Origin of the sequence: Nocardia sp. NPDC058658 (genome assembly GCF_042716665.1) — a bacterium.
Taxonomy (GTDB): Bacteria; Actinomycetota; Actinomycetes; order Mycobacteriales; family Mycobacteriaceae; genus Nocardia.
Map to the genome: position 1 here is coordinate 211,140 of NZ_JBHXRR010000005.1, position 22,780 is coordinate 233,919.

The following is a 22,780-nucleotide window of genomic DNA, read 5'->3' on the forward strand; positions in this document are numbered from 1 at the left end:
TTGGACCGGCTGGATTTCGGCGGAAACGGCGAAACTGGTGACGGACGTGGAGACTCTTCGGAGTACTTCCCGCTCTCGCCCGCACAGCTGGGTATCTGGTACGCGCAGCACGTCGACCCACAGGTGCCGATCAACATCGCCCAGTACGTCGACCTGCGTGGACGCCTCGATGTCGCCGCGCTCGAGCGTGCGAGCGCCGACGCGGCCACCGACCTCGAATCGGGCTGGTTGCGCATCGTCGAGGTCGACGGTGAGCCGATGCAGACCGTCGATCCCACACAGGACGCGACGCTGATCTATGTCGACCTGCGTGACGAGGCCGACCCGGAAGCCGCCGCCGCCGCGTGGATGCGCGCGGAGTACAGCCGCCCGCTCGACATCGTGCGCGACCGTCTCGTGCAGGCGGCCGCGCTGCAGCTCAGCGATGATCGCTGGTACTGGTATGCCCGCGTCCACCACATCGTGCTCGACGGTTTCGGCGCCAACAACTTCGTCAATCGCACGGCACAGCTCTATACCGCCGAGGTCACCGGCACTCCGGCCCCGCCGAACAAAGCCACGGATCTGCGCGCGCTCTACGAGTCCGAACTCGTCTACCGCGACAGCACTCGTTTCCAGTCCGACAAGGAACACTGGGCCCAGCGCGTAGCGGGTCTGGAAGAGGGCAGCAGCCTCACCGGCCGTTCGGCCCCGCCCTCGCCGGTCAACGACGTCACCAGCGCGGCACTGAGCACCGCCCAGGACGAGCTGCTCACCGCGGCCATCGCCCGCCACGACAGCACCGCCGCCCCGCTGCTGATCGCCGGTTTCGCCGCGTACCTGGCCCAGATCACCGGCACCGAGGACGTCATCCTCAGCCTGCCGGTCACCGCCCGCACCACCGCAGTGATGCGCCGCTCCGGCGGCGTGACCTCCAACATCGTCCCGCTGCGCCTGCGCGTGGGCCACGACACCACGGTCGCGCAGCTGCTGCGCTCGGTGACCACCGAGGTCTCCGGCGCCCTGCGCCACCAGCGCTACCGGCACGAGGACATCCGCCGTGACTCGGCGGGCGAGGGCATGGTCTCCACGGAGTTCTTCGGCCCGTGGGTCAACATCATGCTGTTCGACAACCACCTGCAGTTCGGTGACATGGAGGGCACGCTCAACGTGCTGTCCACGGGCAGCATCGAAGACCTGGGCGTCAACTTCTATCAGTCGCACGGTGGCACCCGCTCCCACATCGACTTCGAGACCAACCCGAACCTGTACTCCGCGGCCGACGCACAGACCCACCACGGCCGGTTCCTCGAGTTCTTCGACCGCTTCCTGGCCGCCGACGCCGAGCTACCGGTCTGGAACCTGCCGGTCACCGGCACCGCCGAGCTGGAACGCACGCTGACCGAGTGGAACGACGCCGCGCACGAGGTCCCCGCGACCACGCTGCCCGCGCTGCTCGACGCGCAGATCCCGCTCACCCCCGACAACATCGCCCTCGATTTCGAAGGCGAAACCCTCACCTACGCCGAATTCGGTGCGAAGGTGAACCGGCTGGCTCGCTTCCTGATCGCCGACGGCGTGGGCCCGGAATCGCTGGTCGCGCTCGGCATGCGCCGCTCGCTGGACTTGGTCATCGGCATGCACGCCGTGCTGCGGGCCGGTGGCGCGTACGTCCCGATCGACCCGGACCATCCGGCCGACCGCACCGCCTACATCCTCGAGTCCGCGGCACCGGTCTGCGTCCTGACGACCTCCGGCGACCACCTCGACCTGCCCGAAACCGTCGCCCGCGTCGAGATCGATCGACTCGACACGACCGGTTTCGACGCCACACCTGTCACTGATGTCGACCGTCTGTCCCCGCTGCGCCCGGACAACACGGCCTACGTCATCTACACCTCGGGTTCGACCGGTCGCCCCAAGGGCGTCGCGGTCACCCACCACGCGATCGTCAACCAAGAGCTGTGGATGCTCGACGAGTACCGGTTGACCGCCGACGACGTCTACCTGCAGAAGACCGCCACCACCTTCGACGTGTCGCTATGGGGTTACTTCCTGCCGCTGATGGTCGGCGCGAAGCTGGTCATCGCGAGCCCCGACGGCCACCGCGACCCGCTCTACGTCGCGGACATGATCTCTCGGCACGGCGTCACGGTGACGGACTTCGTTCCGTCCATGCTGACCGTGTTCGTCTCCCATGCCACACAGGCTCAATGTGCAACGCTGCGTGCGGTTTTCGTTATCGGTGAAGCCCTGCCGCCCGAGACCGCCGCGGGTCTGCGCGCGATCTCCGACGCCGGCCTGCACAACCTCTACGGCCCGACCGAAGCCGCGGTCTCGGTAACCTATTGGGAGGCAACCGAAGCCGACACCACCCAGGTGCCGATCGGTATCCCCGAGTGGAATGTCGAAGTCTACGTACTGGATTCGCGTCTGCGCCCGGCCGCGATCGGCGCCCCGGGTGAGCTGTATCTGGCCGGTCGTCAGCTGGCCCGCTGCTACCGCGGCCGCCCCGACCTGACCTCGGACCGCTTCGTCGCCAACCCGGTCGGCGCCCCCGGCGAGCGCATGTACCGCACCGGCGACCTGGTGCGCTGGAACGCCGACGGCGTCCTGGAATACATCGGCCGCACCGACTTCCAGGTCAAGTTCCGTGGTCAGCGCATCGAGCTCGGCGAGATCGAAACCGACCTGCTCGCCCACCCGACCGTCAGCCAGGCCGCCGTCCTCGTGGTCGACACCGCGACCGGTCAGCAGCTGGTGGCCTACATCGTTCCCGCGCCCGGCCAGGCCGCCGACCCGGCGATCCTGACCCGCTTCGTGTCCGAGAAGCTGCCCGCCTACATGGTGCCCGCGTCGATCATGGTGCTCGACGCGTTCCCGCTCAACACCTCCGGCAAGCTGGATCGCAAGGCCCTGCCCGAACCCGTCTTCACCGCTGCCGCAGGTGATTTCCGCGCCCCGCGCACCCCCGCCGAGCAGATCGTGGCGGGCATCTTCGCCGACGTGCTCAGCCAGGAACGCGTCGGCGCCGACGACAACTTCTTCGAACTCGGCGGCAACTCCCTCGTCGCCACCCAGGTCGTCGCCCGCATCGGCGCCGCCTTCGGCATCCAGCTCGGTGTGCGCGCCCTGTTCGAGACCCCGACCGTCGCAGGACTGGCCATGCGGGCCGAATCCGCCACGCCCGCAGACGTTTCCGCCGCGCGCCCGCCGCTGGTCGCACAGCCGCATCCCGCGCAGGTGCCGCTGTCGCTGGCTCAGCAGCGGATGTGGTTCATCAACCAGTTCGACCCCACCGCGCCCACCTACAACCTGCCCTTCGTGGTGCAGATGAAGGGCAGCGTCGACGTCGACGCCCTGATCGCCGCGCTCAATGATGTTGTGGTGCGCCAGGAATCGCTGCGCACGATCTTCCCCGACGCCGACGGCGGCTTCCAGCAGGTGCTCGGCGCCGACGAATTCGACCTCGGCATCGCGGTCACCCCGATCGACCAGTCGCGCCTGCGCGAGGAACTGATCAGCTTCGCCTCCACCGGCTTCGACGTCACCCTGGAACTGCCGATCCGCGTGCAGATCTTCAAGGTCGTCGGCGGAACCGCTGAGTCCAACGGCGCCGCTCCCGAGGGCTCTGCGTGGTCACGCTCCGCTACCGCCTCCGAGCCCGCCGGTCACGGCGCGGGCGCAGCGGAATACGCCGTCGCCTTCGTCGTCCACCACATCGCGGCCGACGGTTTCTCCTTCGGCCCGCTGGCCCGCGACGTCGCCACCGCCTACCTGGCCCGGGCCGCGGGTGAGGCCCCGGCCTGGCTGCCGCTGCCGGTCCAGTACCGCGACTACACCCTGTGGCAGCACGAACTGCTCGGCGCCGAATCCGACCCGACCTCGATGGCCGCCCGTCAGCTCGACTACTGGCAGCGGACCCTCGATGGCCTGCCCGACCAGCTCGACCTGCCCAGCGACCGCCCGCGCCCGCAGCAGCAGAGCTTCCGCGGCGCGCGCGTCGGTTTCGAGATCGACGCCGACACCCACGAACAGCTCGCCGCCGTGGCCCGCGCCAACGGTGTCACCCTGTTCATGGTCGTGCACGCTTCGCTCGCGGTGCTGCTCGCGCGGCTGTCGGGCACCACCGACATCGCCGTGGGTACCCCGATCGCCGGACGCGGTGAGCAGGCCCTCGACGACCTGATCGGCATGTTCGTCAACACCCTGGTGTTGCGTTCCGACGTCGACCCGACTCAGCCGTTCACCGAATTCCTCACCCGCACACGCGAAACCGACCTGAGCGCGTTCGCCAACGCGGACGTGCCGTTCGAGCGCCTGGTCGACGTGCTGAACCCGTCGCGCTCGCAGGCCCGCCACCCGCTGTTCCAGGTGGTCCTGTCGTTCCAGGAGATGTCGCACGGCACCCTCGAGCTGCCCGGTCTCACGGTCACGGCCGACGAGGTCGAGGTCGACATGGCCAAGTTCGACCTGCAATGGACCCTCACCGAAGAACACACCGGCACCGGCTCGCTGTCGGGCATGACCGGCGTGCTCACCTACGCCATCGACCTGTTCGACCAGTCCACCGTCGAAGAGCTGCTGCTGCGCTGGCGGCGGGTGCTCGACGCGATCCTGGCGGACCCGGCCGTCACCGTCGGCGCGATCGACGTGCTCGACGATGCCGAACGCGCCGACCTGATCACCCGCTTCGGCGCCCCCGCCGCAGTCGCGCGCACGCTGCCGCAGCTGATCGCCCAGGCTGCCCGCGACACCGAGGCGACCGCCGTGGTGTTCGAGGGGACAGCTGTGTCCTACGGCGAACTCGATCGCCGCTCGAACCAGTTGGCGCGCTTGCTGATCCAGCAGGGTCTGGGCGCCGAGGACTTCGTCGCCGTCGCCGTCCCGCGCTCGCTGGAATCGGTGCTCGCCGTGTGGGCGGTCACCAAGACCGGCGCCGCGTTCGTGCCCGTCGACCCGAACTACCCGGCCGACCGCATCGCCCACATGATCACCGATGCCGGTGTGTCCGTTGGCATCACGGTCACCGGCGAGGCCGACGAGCTGCCGGATTCGGTGAGCTGGGTGGTTGTCGATGACATCGACCTCGGCCACATTTCCGATGCACCCCTCGCCCCGCGCGAACTGGTCCGCCAGACCGATCCCGCGCAGCCCGCGTACCTGATCTACACCTCCGGTTCCACCGGTGTGCCCAAGGGCGTGGTGGTCACCCATGCCAGCGTCGCGAACTTCTGCGCCGAGCAGATCGACCTCTACTCGCTCGACTCCGACACCCGCGCACTGCATTTCGCCTCGCCCTCGTTCGACGCGTCGGTGCTGGAGATGCTGCTCGCCATCGGCAAGGGCGGCACGCTCGTCGTCGTCCCGCCGGGTGTGTACGGCGGTGAGGAACTGCGCGACATCCTCATCACCGAACAGGTCACGCACGCCTTCGTGACCCCCGCCGCGCTGGCCACCTTCGATGCCCGCGGCCTCGATCACCTGCGGGTGCTCGCCGCCGGTGGTGAAGCGGTCCCGCCGGAACTGGTCACCAAGTGGGCGGTGCGCCTGCCCGACGGCTCGCGCCGCATGCTGGGCAATGTCTACGGCCCCACTGAAACGACCATCGCGTCCAACCTCAGCGAAGGCCTGATTCCGGGGGAGCGGGTCGTCATCGGCGGCCCCATCCGCGGCGTGCACACCCTGATCCTCGACGACCGCCTGCGTCCCGTGCCGGTGGGAGTCGCGGGTGAGCTCTACATCGGCGGCGTCGGCATGGCGCGCGGTTACCACGCGCGCCCCTCGCTGACCGCCGACCGTTTCGTCGCCAACCCCTACGCCCCCGGCGCGCGGATGTACCGCACCGGTGACGTGGTGCGCTGGACCGCCGACCGCAATGTGGAATACGTCGGCCGCTCCGACTTCCAGGTGAAGGTCCGCGGTTTCCGTATCGAACTGGGCGAGATCGACTCCGCCCTCGCCTCACACGAGACCGTCGACTTCGCGGTCAGCATCGGCCACAAGAACAAGGGCGGCAGCACCTCGCTGGTGTCCTATGTCGTTGCCGCGCCGGGTCATTCGATCGATATCGCCGAACTCACCGATCATGTCGCGCAGCGCCTGCCCGCGTACATGGTGCCGTCGTCGATCATGGTCCTGGCGGCGATCCCGCTGACCGTGAACGGCAAGCTCGACCGTCGCGCGCTGCCCGCGCCGGTGTTCGAGGTGCGTGAGTTCCGCGCGCCGACCACCCCGATCGAGCAGATCGTCGCGCAGATCTTCGCCGACGTGCTCGAGCTCGGCCGGGTCGGTGTCGAGGACGACTTCTTCGAACTGGGCGGCAACTCGCTGATCGCCACCCAGGTCGCCTCCCGCATCGGCATCGCCCTCGACACCCGTGTCCCGGTCCGCATGCTGTTCGAGGCCCCGACCGTGGCGGCGCTGGCCGCGCGCGTGGAGTCCCAGGCCGGTGACGGTGCGCGCAAGGCCCTCGTGGCCCGCGAACGTCCCGACCGCGTACCGCTGTCGCTGGCGCAGCAGCGCATGTGGTTCCTCAACCGCTTCGACACCGCGTCGGCGGTCAACAACATCCCCGTCGCGATCCGCCTCTCCGGTGACCTCGACGTGGCCGCCCTGCAGGTCGCGGTCATCGACGTCATCGACCGGCACGAGTCGCTGCGCACGGTGTTCCCCGACTCCGGCAACGGCCCCGTGCAGGTGGTCCTCGACGCCGCGCAGATCGTCCCCGACCTCACCCCGTACCGGGTCACCGAGGACAACCTCATCGATCACCTGATCGATCTGGCCTCGATGGCCTTCGACGTGACCAGCGAAGTGCCGTTGCACGCACGGCTTTTCGAGGTCTCCGAGTCCGAGTACGTGCTCGGCATGGTGGTGCACCACATCTCCGCCGACGGCTGGTCGATGGCGCCGCTCTCGCGCGATGTGATCATGGCCTACGCCGCCCGCACCTCGTGGGAAGCGCCGACCTGGGCCGAATTGCCGGTCCAGTATGCCGATTACGCGCTCTGGCAGCGCGAGGTCCTCGGCTCCGAGGACGACCCGAAGTCGCTGATCTCCTCCGAGATCGCCTACTGGGCAAAAGAACTCGCCGACCTGCCCGACGAACTCGTGCTCCCGGCCGATCACCCGCGCCCGCCGGTCGCCTCCTACCGTGGCGGCACCTACAGCTTCGTGATCGCGAGCGAAACCCAGCGCGCCCTTGTCGAATTGGGCCGCCGCTACAACGCCTCGCTGTTCATGGTCATGCACAGCGCGCTGGCGGTACTGCTGGCCCGCGCCAGCGGCACCAGCGACATCGCCATCGGCACCCCGGTCGCAGGCCGTGGTGACCAGGCCCTGGACGACCTGGTCGGCATGTTCGTCAACACCCTGGTGCTGCGCTCACAGGTCGACGGCGCCACCCCCTTCGCCACCCTGCTCGACCAGGCCCGCGAAACCGACCTGCAGGCCTTCGCCCACGCCGACGTCCCGTTCGAGCGCCTGGTCGAGGTGCTGAACCCGGCCCGTTCGCAGGCACGGCACCCGCTGTTCCAGGTGATGCTGTCGTTCCAGAACAACAAGCAGGCCTCCCTGCAGCTGCCCGGACTCGCGGTCAGCGGCATCGACTACGATCCCCAGCTGGCCAAGTTCGACCTGCAGCTCTCGCTCACCGAGGTGCAGGACACCGACGGTGAAGCCGGCGGCATGGCGGCCGAGTTCTCCTACGCCCTCGACCTTTTCGAGGAATCCACCGTCGCCGCGTTCGCCCGCAGGCTCGACAACATCTTCGCCGCGATCGTCGCCGATCCGGAGGTCATGGTCGGTGACATCGACCTTCTCGCCCCCGAAGAGCACGCGCAGGTCCTCGTCGACTGGAACGACACCGCGCACGCCGTCCCGCACGGCACCCTGGTGTCACTGTTCGACGCACAGGTCGAGCGCACCCCGGACGCCACCGCCCTGGTCTTCGACAACGAGGAACTGTCCTACCGCGAGCTGCAGGAGCGGGCCAACCGCATCGCCCGCCGCCTGATCTCCGACGGCGTGGGCCCCGGTGACCATGTGGCACTGGCGATTCGGCGCTCCACCGAACTGGTCGTGGCCATGTACGCGGTGCTGCAGACCGGCGCCGCCTACGTGCCCCTCGACCCGGATCAGCCCGCCGACCGCATCGGTCACATCCTCGAGACCGCGCAGCCGCGCCTGGTGCTCACCAGCCGTCGCGACGCGTTCGACGCCGACGGCGTCACCGTGGCCGCGGTCGAGAACATCGAGTCGCCCGCCGACTTCAGTGGCGCACCGATCGCCGATGCCGAACGCGTGCAACCGATTCGGGCCACCAACACCGCCTACGTGATCTTCACGTCCGGCTCGACCGGTCGACCCAAGGGTGTCGCGGTCGATCACGCCGCGATCGTCAACCGGCTGCTGTGGATGCAGCACGAGTACCCGATCGACGCCGCCGACGCCGTCCTGCAGAAGACCCCCGCCACCTTCGACGTGTCGGTCTGGGAGTTCTTCTGGCCCTTACAGACCGGCGCCCGCCTGGTCGTCGCCAAGCCCGACGGCCACCGCGACCCGGTGTACCTGGCCCAGATCATCGCCGAACGCGGCATCACCACCGCCCACTTCGTGCCCTCGATGCTGTCGGTGTTCGTCTCGACGCTGGGTAGCAACGGCAACGCGGTGCGCCTGCGTCAGGTGTTCGCCTCCGGTGAGGCGCTGCCCGCGCCCACCGCGCAGCGCCTGCGCGAGCTCACCGGCGCGCGCCTGCACAACCTGTACGGCCCCACCGAGGCCGCGGTCGACGTCACCTATCACGAGGTTGTCGACGCCGATGTGGAGTCGGTGCCGATCGGGCGCCCGGTGTGGAACACCCGGGTGTTCGTGCTGGATTCGCGCCTGCATCCCGTCGCGCCGGGTGTCGCGGGAGAGCTCTACCTCGCGGGCGATCAGCTGGCCGTCGGCTACCTCAACCGGGCCGACCTCACCGCCGATCGCTTCGTCGCCAACCCGTACGGTGCGGCCGGTTCGCGCATGTACCGCACCGGCGACCTCGTCACCTGGAGCTCGGTCTCCGATGGCTCGGGGCTGACCTACGGCGAACTGAACTACCTGGGCCGCACCGACTTCCAGGTGAAGCTGCGCGGTCTGCGCATCGAACTCGGCGAGATCGAGGCGACCCTGCTGGCCCAGCCGGGCGTCGCGCAGTCGGTCGTCGTCGTGCGCTCGGACGCGCACGCCGGTGACCAGCTCGTCGGTTACCTTGTGCCCGAAGCGGATACGACCGTCGACGTCGCCGCCGTGAAGGCAGGCATCACCGCCGAGCTACCCACCTACATGGTGCCCTCGGCCCTCGTTGTGCTGGATGCCTTCCCGCTCAACGCTTCCGGCAAGCTCGACCGCAAGGCGCTGCCCGCGCCCGTGTTCGAGGCGAAAGTGTTCCGTGCGCCCTCGACCCCCATCGAGGAGATCGTCGCCGAGATCTTCGCCGACCTGCTCGGCGCCGAACGCGTCGGCGTGGACGACGACTTCTTCGCCCTCGGCGGCAACTCGCTGGTCGCCACCCAGGTCGCGGCCCGCCTGAGCAAGGCGCTCGACGCCGAAGTCGGCGTGCGCACCCTGTTCGAGGCGCCCACCGTCGGTGCGCTCGCCGCGCGCGTGGAATCGCACGCGGGCACGGGTCTGCGCGCCGAGCTCACCGCTCGTCCGCGCCCCGAGCACCCGCCGCTGTCGCTCGCGCAGCAGCGCATGTGGTTCCTGAACCGCTTCGACGTCGCCGACACCGGCACCTACAACATCCCCGTCGCGGTCCGCCTGCAGGGCCTGCTCGACCTGCCCGCCCTGCGCGGCGCGGTCGCCGACGTGATCGCCCGCCACGAAACCCTGCGCACGGTCTACCCCGTGTACGTCGCGCCCGAATCGGGCCGCGCCACCATGGCCGACGGCAGCGCCTACCAGAAGGTCCTCGCGGCCGCCGGTTCCATCCCGGACGTCGAGCTGATCGAAGCCGACGAGACCGACATGGCGACCTCGCTCTACGAGTTCGCCCGCCGCGGTTTCGACGTCACCGCGAACGCGCCTGTGCGCCTTCGCGTTTACGAACTCAGCGAACGCGAACACGTCCTGGTGATGGTGGTCCACCACATCGCCGCCGACGGCTTCTCGCTGCGCCCGCTGGTGCGCGACCTGATGACCGCCTACGTCGCGCGGACCGCCGGCACCGAACCCGGCTGGCCGCCGCTGGCCGTGCAGTACGTCGACTACGCGCTGTGGCAGCGCGAAATCCTCGGCGACGAAACCGATCCCACCTCGCTGATCTCCGAGCAGCTCGACCACTGGCGCGGTGCGCTGGCCGACTTGCCCGACGAACTGCGCCTCGGTCACAAGTCGCGGCCCGCGCAGGCCAGCTACCAGGCGGGCACGCATCGCTTCGAGCTGCCGGGTGAACTGGTCGACGCGCTGAACCAGGTCGCGCACGACCACAGCACCACCCTGTTCATGGTGGTGCACAGCGCATTTGCCGTTCTGCTCTCGCGCCTGTCGGGCACCGACGACATCGCCATCGGCACTCCCGTCGCGGGCCGTGGTCAGCAGGCACTCGACGACCTGGTCGGCATGTTCGTCAACACCCTCGTGTTGCGCGCACAGGTCGACCCGGCCGCCACCTTCACCGAACTGCTCGGACAGGTCCGCGAACACGACCTGGCCGCCTTCGCCCACGCCGACGTGCCTTTCGAACGTCTCGTCGAGGTGCTCAACCCGGCGCGCTCGCAGTCGCGGCACCCGCTGTTCCAGGTGATGCTCTCGTTCCAGAACCTGGGCCGCACCACCCTGGAACTGCCCGGCCTCACGGTCTCCGAGCTGGGCATCGACCAGCACATGGCCAAGTTCGACCTGCAGCTCGCGCTGAGCGAGGTCCCGGACGACAGCCACATGGACGCCGAACTCGTCTACGCCACCGACCTTTTCGACGCCGACTTCGCCGCACGATTCGGCGCCCGCCTGCTGCGCGTGCTCACCGCCATCGTGGTCGACCCCGCGGCCCCCGTCGGTGACATCGAACTGCTCGACACCGCCGAGCGCTCGCTGGTGCTCGATCGCTGGAACGACACCGAATTCGCCGTCGACGCCGCGCTGAGCACCCCCAGCGACGACGACCCGGCCACCCTGCACGCCCTGTTCGAAGCCCAGGTCGCGCGCACTCCCGACGCGATCGCGCTCACGTTCGAGGGGACGAGTCTGTCGTACGCCGAGTTCGCGGGCAGGGTGCGTCAGCTGGCGCGCTGGCTCAAAGACGCAGGTGTCGGCCCGGAATCGTATGTGGCCCTTGGTATGCGGCGCTCGATCGACCTGCTGGTCGGCATGTACGCCGTGTCCGCCGCCGGTGGCGCGTACGTGCCCCTCGATCCCGATCACCCGGCCGAGCGCATCGAGCACATCCTGGAGACCGCGCAGCCCGTCTGCGTGCTGACTTCGGGGGAGAGCCTGCCCGCGGCCGCCGGTCGCGAGGTGCGCATCGACCAGCTCGACCTGTCCGGTCACTCGACCGAGCCGGTCACCGATGCCGACCGGCACCGCCCGCTGCGCTCGGACAACACCGCCTACATCATCTTCACCTCCGGCTCGACCGGTCGCCCGAAGGGTGTGGCGGTCAGCCACGCGGCGATCGTCAACCGCCTGGTGTGGATGCACGCCGCCTACGGCCTCGCCGCCGACGACGTGGTGCTGCAGAAGACCCCCGCCACCTTCGACGTGTCGGTGTGGGAGTTCTTCTGGCCCTTGCAGGTCGGTGCGCGCCTGGTCGTCGCCAAGCCGGACGGGCATCGCGACCCGGCCTACCTGGCGCGGCTGATCGTGGCCGAGCAGGTCTCCACGGTGCACTTCGTGCCGTCGATGATGGCCGTGTTCGTCACCGAACCGCTTGCCGCCGAATGCGTCTCGCTGCGCAATGTCTTCGCCTCCGGTGAAGGCCTGCCCGCGCCGACCGCGCAGCGTCTGCGCGAATTGACCGGCGCCGCACTGCACAACCTCTACGGCCCCACCGAAGCCGCCGTCGACGTGACCTATCACGAGGTCACCGACGCCGACACCGAGACGGTGCCGATCGGCGCCCCGGTGTTCAACACCCGTCTGTACGTGCTGGATTCGCGACTGCGACCGGTGCCGGTGGGTGTCGCGGGTGAGCTCTACCTCGCGGGCGTGCAGCTGGCCCACGGCTATGTGGGTCGCGCCGACCTGACGATGGATCGCTTCGTCGCCGACCCGTTCGCGCCCGGCGAGCGCATGTACCGCACCGGTGACCTCGTCACCTGGACCGCCGACGGCGAGCTGGAATACCTGGGCCGCACCGACTTCCAGGTGAAGCTGCGTGGTCTGCGCATCGAACTCGGCGAGATCGAGTCGGCTTTGACGGCGCTGCCGGAGATCGCCCAGTCGGTGGTCGTGGTCCGTGCCGACGAGCACACCGGCGATCAGCTGGTCGCCTACGTCATCCCGCAGACCGGCGCCACCGTCGACACCGATGCGGTCAAGGTCGCACTCGGCACCGAGTTGCCCGTCTACATGGTCCCCGCCGCGTATGTGGTGCTGAATGCGTTCCCGCTCAACGCTTCCGGCAAACTCGACCGCAAGGCACTACCCTCGCCGGTCTTCGCCGCGCGTACCTTCCAGGCGCCGGTCACGCCGGTGCAGCAGATCGTCGCCGCCACCTTCGCCGAAGTGCTCGGCGCCGGTCAGGTCGGCCTCGACGACGACTTCTTCGAACTCGGCGGCAACTCCCTGGTCGCCACCAGGGTCGCGGCGCGCCTGTCCGAAGCCCTCGACACCCAGGTGCCGCTGCGCGCGCTGTTCGAGGCCTCGACGGTGGCCGCGCTGGCCGCCCGCGTCGAAACCCACACCGGCCGCGGCGGCCGCATTCCCCTCGAATCGCGCCCGCGTCCCGAACTGGTGCCGCTGTCGCAGGCCCAGCAGCGGATGTGGTTCCTCAACCGCTTCGACAACCGCACCGCCGTCAACAACATCCCCGTCGCGATCCGCCTCACGGGTGACCTCGACGTGGCCGCACTCGAAGCGGCCATCGCCGACGTGGTCGCCCGGCACGAGTCCCTGCGCACCTTCTACCCGGCAGCCGACATCACTTCGGGCGCGGTCGAGGAAGGCGCCGGCTACCAGCAGATCCTGCCCGCCGACGAAGTCCGCTTCGCGCTGCCCGCGCAGCCGGTCGCCGCGAACGACGTGGTCGCGCGGGTCATCGAACTGGCGAGCGTGCACTTCGACGTGACCCGCGAAGTCCCGTTCCGCGCAGGCCTTTTGCGCGTCGATGAGCGCACCCATGTGGCCGTGCTGGTCATGCACCACATCAGCGGCGACGGCTTCTCGCTGCGCCCGCTGCTGCGCGATGTCGTCATCGCCTACACCGAGCGCACCCGTGGCGAGGTCCCCGCCTGGGCGCCCCTCGAGGTCCAGTACGCCGACTACACCCTGTGGCAGCGTGAGGTTCTCGGTGACGAGTCCGATCCCGAATCGGTCGCCGCGAGCCAGCTCACCTACTGGACCGAGCAGCTGCGCGACCTGCCCGACCAGATCGAGCTGCCCGCCGACCGCCCGCGTCCCGAGGTCGCCACCAATGCCGGTGACCTACACCGCTTCTCGGTCGACGCGAATCTGCATCACGCGCTGACCGAGATCGCCCGCGCCCGCGGCGTCACCCTGTTCATGGTGATGCACGCGGCCCTGGCCACCTGGGCCGCGCGCCTGTCCAACAGCACCGATATCGCCATCGGCACCCCCATCGCGGGCCGTGGCGAGCGCACCCTCGACGACCTCGTCGGCATGTTCGTCAACACCCTGGTGCTGCGCAGCGAGGTCGACTCCAGCGCGAGCTTCAGCGACCTCCTGGACCAGATCCGCAAGGTGGACCTGTCCGCCTTCGCCAACGCCGACGTGCCCTTCGAACGCCTCGTCGACGTGCTCAGCCCCACCCGCTCGCAGGCGCACCACCCGCTGTTCCAGGTGGCGCTCACCTTCGAAGCGGCCACCGCCGCCGACACCGGCACCATCGCACTGCCCGGCCTCGACCTCGACGTCGTCGACTTCGACCCGGGCACAGCGAAATTCGACGTGCAGCTCACTGTGGGCGAAGCAGCCGACGGCTCCCTCGCCCTGTCGTGGAACTACGCCACCGATCTGTTCGACGCCGAAACCGTCGCCGCCTTCGGTGACCGTCTGGTCCGCATCCTGCGCAGCGTCGCCGAGAACCCCGACGTGATCGTCGGCGACATCGACCTGCTCGGTGAAGCCGAACAGCGCGACGTCGCCCAGCGCTGGGTGTCCTCCGGTGTCGACGCCATCGGTCTGCCGGTCATCCACGACGCCAGCACCCCCGCCGGCTACCGGCGCGGCCTGTTCGGCAACCAGCACACCACCCTGGTCGACCTGTTCGACGCCGCGGCTCTTGCTTACCCCGATCGCATCGCCGCCAAGTTCGGCATGGAATCGCTGACCTACGGCGAACTCGATCGCCGCGCGAATGTGTTGGCGCGCAGGCTGATCGACGACGGCGCCCGCCCGGAATCGCTGGTCGCGGTGATCCTGCCGCGCTCGCTCGACCTCGTCGTCGCACTACTCGCCGTGGTCAAGACCGGTGCGGGTTACGTGCCGGTCGACCCGACCTACCCGGCCGAGCGCATCGCCTACGTCCTCGAGGACTCGCGCCCCACCAGCGTGATCCTCGATTCCACCGTCCAGGTGACGGTGCCCGCGTACCTGCCCTCGGTGGTGCTCGACGGCTTCGCCGTGGAAACCGGCAATGTCGAAGACGCCGACGACGCCCCGATCACCGACGCCGACCGGCTCGCCCCGCTCTCGCCGGACAATGTCGCCTACGTCATCTACACCTCCGGTTCGACCGGCCGCCCCAAGGGTGTCGCGGTCGCGCACCGCAATGTGGTGCGCCTGTTCGCCAACACCGACCGCGACTTCGGCTTCGGCCCGCGCGATGTGTGGACGCTGTTCCACTCCTACGCCTTCGACTTCTCGGTCTGGGAACTGTGGGGCCCGCTGCTGTTCGGTGGGTCGCTGATCGTCGTCGACTACTACACCTCGCGCTCGCCTGAACAGTTCCTGGAACTGCTGCGGGTGGAGCAGGTGACGGTGCTCAACCAGACGCCGTCGGCGTTCTACCAGCTGGCCGAGGCCGACCGGAACGCCGGACCGGGTCTCGAGCCCCTCGCGCTGCGCTACGTCGTGTTCGGTGGTGAGGCGCTCGAACTGCGTCGCCTGTCGGATTGGGTTGCGCGCCACGGCGACAGCTCGCCGACGCTGGTCAACATGTACGGCATCACCGAGACCACGGTGCACGTGTCGTTCCGTGCGCTGGACGCGAAAACCATTGCCGCCGCGGCCGGTTCGGTCGTCGGCCGGGCCATCGCGGGTCTCGGCGTGTACGTCCTCGACAACCGGTTGCGGCCGGTGCCGGTGGGTGTCGCGGGCGAAATGTATGTCTCCGGACCGCAATTGGCGCGTGGCTACCTCGGTCGCCCCGATCTGACCGCCACCCGCTTCGTCGCCAACCCCCTCGCCGGCCCGAACCAGGGCGGCTCGCGCCTGTACCGCTCCGGCGACCTCGCGCGCTGGAACCGCTTCGGCGAACTCGAGTACCTGGGCCGCGCCGACGACCAGGTGAAGGTCCGCGGCTTCCGTATCGAACTCGGTGAGATCGAAGCCGCCGTGCTCGCGCAGCCGGGCATCGCCCAGGCCGCGGTCATCGTGCGTGAGGATCAGCCGGGTGACCAGCGGATCGTCGCCTACGTGGTCGCCGAGGGTGAGCTCGAACCCGACCTCGAGGTCATCCGCAGCGGTGCGGCCGAACAGCTGCCCGCCTACATGGTTCCGGCGGCGCTCGTGCGCCTCGAGTGGATCCCGCTGACCGTCAACGGCAAGCTCGACCGCCGCGCCCTGCCCGCCCCCGCCGTGCAGGCGCGCGCCTTCCGCGCACCCGTCACGCCTGTGCAGGAAACCGTCGCCGCGGTCTTCGCCGATGTCCTCGGCCTAGACCGGGTCGGCGTCGACGACGACTTCTTCGACCTCGGCGGCAACTCGCTCATCGCCACCCGCGTCGTCGCCCGGATCGGTGCGGCACTCGGCGCGACGGTGCCGGTGCGCGCGCTGTTCGAAGCCTCCACCGTGGAAGCCCTTGCGGCACGGGTGGAATCGCACACCGGCGGCACCGCCCGCGCGGCGCTGGTCGCCCGCGATCGCGCCGAGGGTGAATTGGTTCCGCTGTCGTTCGCGCAGCAGCGCATGTGGTTCCTCAACAAGTACGACACCACCTCCGCCGCCTACAACCTCCCCGTCGCGATCCGCCTCACCGGCGAACTCGACACCGAGGCACTGTCTCTGGCGCTGGCCGACCTGGTCCGCAGGCACGAATCGCTGCGCACCCGCTACCCCGAACACGGCGGCACCCCGGTGCAGCAGATCGTTGCGGCGGAACGCATTTCGCTCGACCTGCGTCCGGTCGCGGTCTCGCAGGACGAGCTGTTCGAGACCGTCACCGAGTTCGTCTCCACCGGTTTCGATGTGGCCGAACAGGTTCCGATGCGCGCGCGGCTGTTCCGCGTCGCCGACGCCGACAACGGTGTCGACGGTTCGCGTCCCGCGAGTGAGCACCTTGGTAGTTCCGCAGCCACCGAGCACGTCTTGGTCGTGGTCGTGCATCACATCGCCGCCGACGGCTTCTCCATCGCACCGCTGACCCGCGACGTGATGCGGGCCTACACCGCTCGCGCCCAGGGCACCGCTCCCGGCTGGGCACCCCTGCCCGTCCAGTACGCCGATTTCGCCATCTGGCAGCGCGCTGTCCTCGGCACCGAGGACGACGCCGACTCGCTCATGTCGCGTCAGGTCGGGTACTGGCAGCAGCAGCTCGCCGGTGTGCCCGACGAGCTGACCCTGCCGTTCGACCGCGCCCGCCCGGCGATCGCCTCGCACCACGGCGCCACCGTGCACCGCGAACTCTCGCCCGAGCTGATCGCCAAGCTCGACGAGGTCGCCCGTCGCCAGGGCGCGTCGCTGTTCATGGTCATGCACACCGCCCTCGCGGTTCTGCTGGCCCGACTCTCGGGCTCCGACGACATCGCCATCGGCACCCCCATCGCGGGCCGTGGTGAGCAGGCCCTCGACGACCTGGTCGGCATGTTCGTCAACACCCTGGTCCTGCGCACCGGCGTGCGCCCGGCCGAATCCTTCACCGACCTCCTGGAACAGGCACGCGCCACCGACCTCGACGCCTTCGGCAACGCCGACGTCCCGTTCGAGCGCCTGGTCGAACTCCTGGCGCCCGAACGCTCGCAGTCGCGCAACCCGCTGTTCCAGGTGATGCTGGCCTTCCAGAACCTGGACCGCACCACCCTGGAACTGCCCGGCCTCGCGGTCTCCGCACTCGACCTCGACGAGAGCATCGCCCGCTTCGACCTGCAGTTCACCCTCTCCGAACTGGGCGAACCCGGCCACGGCGGCATGGCGCTGGCACTGAACTACGCCACCGAACTCTTCGACGAGGAAACCGTCGCAAGCATCGCCGTGCGCTGGCAGCGCGTCCTCGAGGCGATCGCCGCCGACGCCGCCATCACCGTCGGCGCGATCGACGTGCTCGACGCCGCCGAGCGGGCCGACCTGGTGTTCCGCGTCGGCGAACCGCCGGTGCCCGCCCGCACCCTGCGCAACCTCCTCGCCGAGGCCGTCGCCCAGAACCCGACCGGTGACGCCGTCGTATTCCAGGGGACAGCCCTGTCCTACGCGGACCTCGACGAACGCTCGAACCGGTTGGCGCGCTTGCTGATCGCCGAGGGGATCGGCGCCGAAGACCTCGTCGCGATCGGTGTTCCGCGCTCGGCCGACTCGGTGCTGGCCGCCTGGGCCGTCGCCAAGACCGGTGCGGCCTTCGTTCCGGTCGACCCGACCTACCCCGCCGACCGCATCGCCCATATGGTCACCGACTCCGGTTCGCCGCTGGGCATCACCGTCGCCTCCGTACTCGGCGGACTGCCGGACATCGCGCCGCATGCCGCGGTCGACATCTCGGCCGAGTCGCAGGGGGCCGAGACGACACCCGGCAGCCCGGCAGCGGGCGCGACGTCGGCCGAGTCGCAGGTCGGCACATCCGAGACGGCCGCCAGCAGCTCGACTGTGGACGCTCCGGCGGCCGGTTGGCTCGTGCTCGATGAGCTGGACCTCGCACGCTTCGACGGCGGGCCGATCTCCGACGCCGAACTGGTCCGTGAGACCAGCCCCGAACAGCCCGCCTACGTCATCTACACCTCCGGCTCCACCGGCGTGCCCAAGGGCGTCGTGGTCACCCACGCCGGTCTCGCCAACTTCGGCGAGGAACAGGCCAAGCGCTACGCACTCGACACCGACACGCGCGCACTGCATTTCGCCTCGCCCTCGTTCGACGCCTCGATCCTCGAACTGCTGCTGGCCCTGGCCCGCGGCGGCACGCTGGTCGTCGTCCCGCCGGGTGTCTACGGCGGCGACGAACTGTCCGAACTGATCCGCACCGAGCAGGTCACCCACGCCTTCATCACCCCCGCCGCCCTGGCCACCTTCGACCCCAGCGGTCTCGACTCGCTGCGTGTCCTGGTCGCCGGTGGTGAAGCGGTGCCCGCCGATCTGGTCAGCAAGTGGGCAGTTCCCTTGGCGGACGGCACAACTCGTGCCTTCCACAACGGATATGGCCCCACCGAGACCACGATCATGACCAACATCAGCGACGCGCTGATGCCGGGCGAACTGGTCACCATCGGTGGACCGACGCGCGGCATGCGCTCGCTGATCCTGGACGCGCAGCTCCAGCCCGTTCCGGTCGGTGTCGCGGGTGAGCTGTACCTGTCAGGCATCCAGCTGGCCCGCGGCTACCACGCCCGCGCCGGACTCACCGCCGACCGGTTCGTCGCCGACCCGTTCCTGCCGGGGGAGCGGATGTACCGCACCGGTGACGTCGTGCGCTGGACCGCCGATCGCACCGTCGAGTACGTCGGCCGCTCCGACTTCCAGGTCAAGATCCGCGGCTTCCGCATCGAACTGGGCGAGATCGACTCCGCCCTCGCCGCACACGACACCGTCGACTTCGCCACCACCGTCGGCCACAAGAGCGCCGCGGGCGCCGTCTCGCTGGTCGCGTATGTGGTTGCCGCGCCGGGCCGTTCGATCGACGTCGCCGCACTGACCGCATACGTCGAGGACCGTCTGCCCGCGTACATGGTGCCGTCGTCGATCATGGTGATCGACCACGTGCCGCTCACCCCGGTCGGCAAGCTCGACCGAAAAGCGTTGCCGGAACCGGTGTTCGCCACCGAGGTCACCTTCCGGGCCGCGCGCAACCCGATCGAGCAGACCATCGCCGAAGTCTTCGCCGAGGTGCTCGGGGTGGAGCGCGTCGGCGTGGACGATTCGTTCTTCGCCCTCGGCGGCGACTCGATCGTCTCCATCCAGCTCGTCTCCCGCGCCAAGGCCCGCGGCGTGCTCTTCTCCCCGCGCAACGTCTTCGAACAGCGCACCGTCGCCGGCCTGGCCTCGGTCGCCGAAACCGCCGATGTCGCAGCGGCTTCCGCGATCACCCTCGCCGAGTTGCCGGGCGGTGGCGTCGGCGAGATGCCGCTGACCCCGGTCGTGCGGTTCATGGCGGAGCGCTCCGGTTCGTACAACCGGTTCAACCAGACGATGGCACTGGAACTGCCGGTCGGCATCGACCGCGCGGGCATCGCCGCCACCGTCGGCGCGGTCATCGACCGCCACGACATGCTGCGCTCGCGCCTGCACCAGGTCGACGGTCGCTGGGTCGTCACCACCGCCCCCACCGGCACCGTCGACGCCACCGAACTGATCGACCACACGAGCTTCGACCCGAACGTCTCCGACGCCGAACTCGTCGAAATCGCCTCGGCCGCACTGGATGCCAGCCTCGACCGCCTCGATCCGGCCAACGGTGTCGTCGTGCGCTTCGTCTGGCTGGAACCGGATGTCGCGTCCTCTCGCGCAGGCCGCCTGATCGTCGTCGCCCACCACCTCGTGGTCGACGGTGTTTCCTGGCGAATCCTCGTGCCCGACTTCGTCTCCGCATGGGGCCAGCTCTCCTCGGGCCAGCAGCCCGAACTCGGCGCCCCCGCCACCTCCATGCGCGCCTGGGCGCACGCCCTCGGCGACGAGGCGAAGAGCACCGAGCGCGCTGCCGAACTCGACTTCTGGCGTGAGGTCGTCGCGACCCCGGACCCGCTGCTCACCGAGCGGCCGATGGATCCTGCGGTCGACGTCTCCGGTGTCGTGGAGAAGCTGCCGGTCGAGGTGTCCGCCGAGGTCACCAAGGCCCTGCTCACCACCGTCCCCGCCCTGTTCCACGGTGGCGTCAACGACGGCCTGCTCACCGCGCTGGCCCTCGCGGCGGCGAAGTGGCGCTCCACCCGCGTCGGCTCGGCCGGTACGTCGAGCAATGGCGACAGCGCCGCGTCGAACGGTCGCCGTGCGGTCGCCGGGGCGCCGACGGACAACGACGCCCTGCTCGTGCGTCTCGAAGGCCACGGCCGTGAGGAAGAGGTCGCGCCCGGCGCCGACCTGTCTCGCACCGTCGGCTGGTTCACCGCCATCTTCCCGGTCCGCCTCGACCTGGCCGGCATCGACATCGACGCCGCCCTCGCCGGTGGACCCGCACTGGGCCAGGCCGTGAAGGCTGTCAAGGAACAGCTGCTTTCGGTGCCCGACAAGGGCATCGGTTACGGCCTGCTGCGCTACATGAACGCCGAGACCGCCGCCGAACTGCCCACGCAGCTCCCCGGCCAGATCAGCTTCAACTACCTCGGCCGCGTCGCCGACAGCGACGTCCCCGACGCCCTGCGCGGCTTCGGCTGGATCCCCGCACCCGAGCTGGCCGCCCTCGGCGGCGCCTACGACGCCGACATGCCCGCCATGGCACCCCTCGACGTCAACGCGATCGTCGTCGGCGACAAGCTCAGCGCCAACATCGGCTACCCGAGCACCCTGCTCGCCGAAGCCGAGGTCCGCGAGTTCGCCGATCTGTGGATCACCGCGCTGGAAGCCGTTGCCCGGCACGCCAATTCGGCCGACGCGGGCGGTCACACGCCGTCCGACTTCGCCCTCGTGCGCGCCACCCAGCGCGACATCGACACCTGGGAAACCCGCTACCCCGAGCTGACCCAGGTGTGGCCGCTGGCCGCGCTGCAAGCAGGTCTGTTCTTCCACGCGCGGCTGGCAGCCACCTCGGTCGACGTCTACACCGCCCAGGCCGTCCTCACGCTCACCGGTCGCGTCGACGCCACCCGTCTGCGCGCCGCCGCCCAGGCACTCCTGGATCGCCACGAAACCCTGCGCACCGCGTTCGTCACCGACCACGACGGCAATGCCGTCCAGGTCGTCCTCGACACCACCCGCGTGGCCTGGACCGAACACGACCGCATCGAGACCGGCGAATACGCCGACCTCGTCGAAGCCGACCGCACGGCTCGCTTCGACCTGGCGAACCCGCCGCTGATCCGCTTCACGCTGATCCAGATCGCCGAGCACGAATGGCGCTTCGTGGTGTCCAACCACCACATCCTGCTCGACGGCTGGTCGACCCCGCTGGTCATGCGCGACCTGCTCGCCCTCTACGCCCTGCACGGCGACGCGAGCGCGCTGCCCGCCGTCCGCTCCTACCGGCACTTCCTGGAATGGGTTGCCCGCCAGGATCATTCGGTCTCGGTCGAAGCCTGGTCGCACGCGCTGCGCGGCGTCACCGAGCCGACCATGCTGGCCCGCCCCGACGCGAGCCGCGAGATCGCCGCCCTGTCCGACGAGTACCTGTTCGACCTCGACGAGCCCACCACGGCCCGCCTGGTCGCGCTGGCCGCCGACCTCGGCGTTACCCCGAACACTGTCCTGCAGGTCGCCTGGTCGATCGTGCTCGGCCGGATGACCGGCCGCGACGACGTGCTCTTCGGCACCACCGTGTCCGGCCGTCCCGCGCAGCTCTCGGGCGTGGAATCCATGGTCGGCCTGTTCATCAACACCGTCCCGGTGCGCGTGCGTTTCGACGCCGCCGAATCGGTGCGCGACGTGCTCACCCGCACCCAGGGCGAGCAGGCCGACCTCCTCGACCACCACTACATCGGCCTCGCCGAGATCCAGACCGCCGCCGGCATCGGTGGCCTGTTCGACTCCCTGGTGGTCTTCGAGTCCTACCCCGTCGACGCCGAGGGCATCAAGGCCCAGGCCGCCGACATCGACGGCATGGCCGTCACCGGACTCGACGCCGCCGACGCCACCCACTACCCGCTGTCGCTGATCGCCCAGCTCGACACCCAGCTGCGCATCCGCGCCGGCTACCTGAGCGACCTGTTCGACGCCGCCACCGTGCACCGCATCGCCGAACGCCTCATCCGAGTGCTCACCGCGATCACCACGGAACCGACTGTCGCAGTGGGCGATATCGAACTGCTCGACGCCGCCGAACGCGAACTGGTTGTGCGCGAGTGGAACTCGACCGCGCACGAGGTCGACCAGCAGGCCACCCTCGTCTCGATGTTCGAGGCGCAGGTCGCCCGCACGCCGCAGGCCACCGCCCTGTCCTTCGAGGGCGAGAGCCTGTCGTACGCCGAGTTCGCCCAGCGGGTCTACCGCCTGTCGCGCTGGCTGATCGACCGCGGCGTCGGCCCGGAAACCTATGTGGCACTGGGTATGCGCCGCTCGCTCGACCTGGTCGTCGGCATGTACGCGGTGAGCGTGGCCGGTGGCGCCTACGTGCCGCTCGACCCCGATCACCCGG

1 protein-coding gene (running past one end of the window) is annotated in these 22,780 nt (G+C 69.5%); it reads left to right on the forward strand.

Annotated features, from left to right (window positions below; genetic code table 11):
- Positions 1-22,780 carry the 5' portion of a non-ribosomal peptide synthase/polyketide synthase gene (locus ACFWUP_RS11585; RefSeq protein ID WP_379233237.1) on the forward strand. The gene runs 21,977 nt beyond the window's last position, so only the first 22,780 of its 44,757 coding nucleotides appear in the window; it begins with the start codon at positions 1-3; its stop codon lies off the right edge, out of view.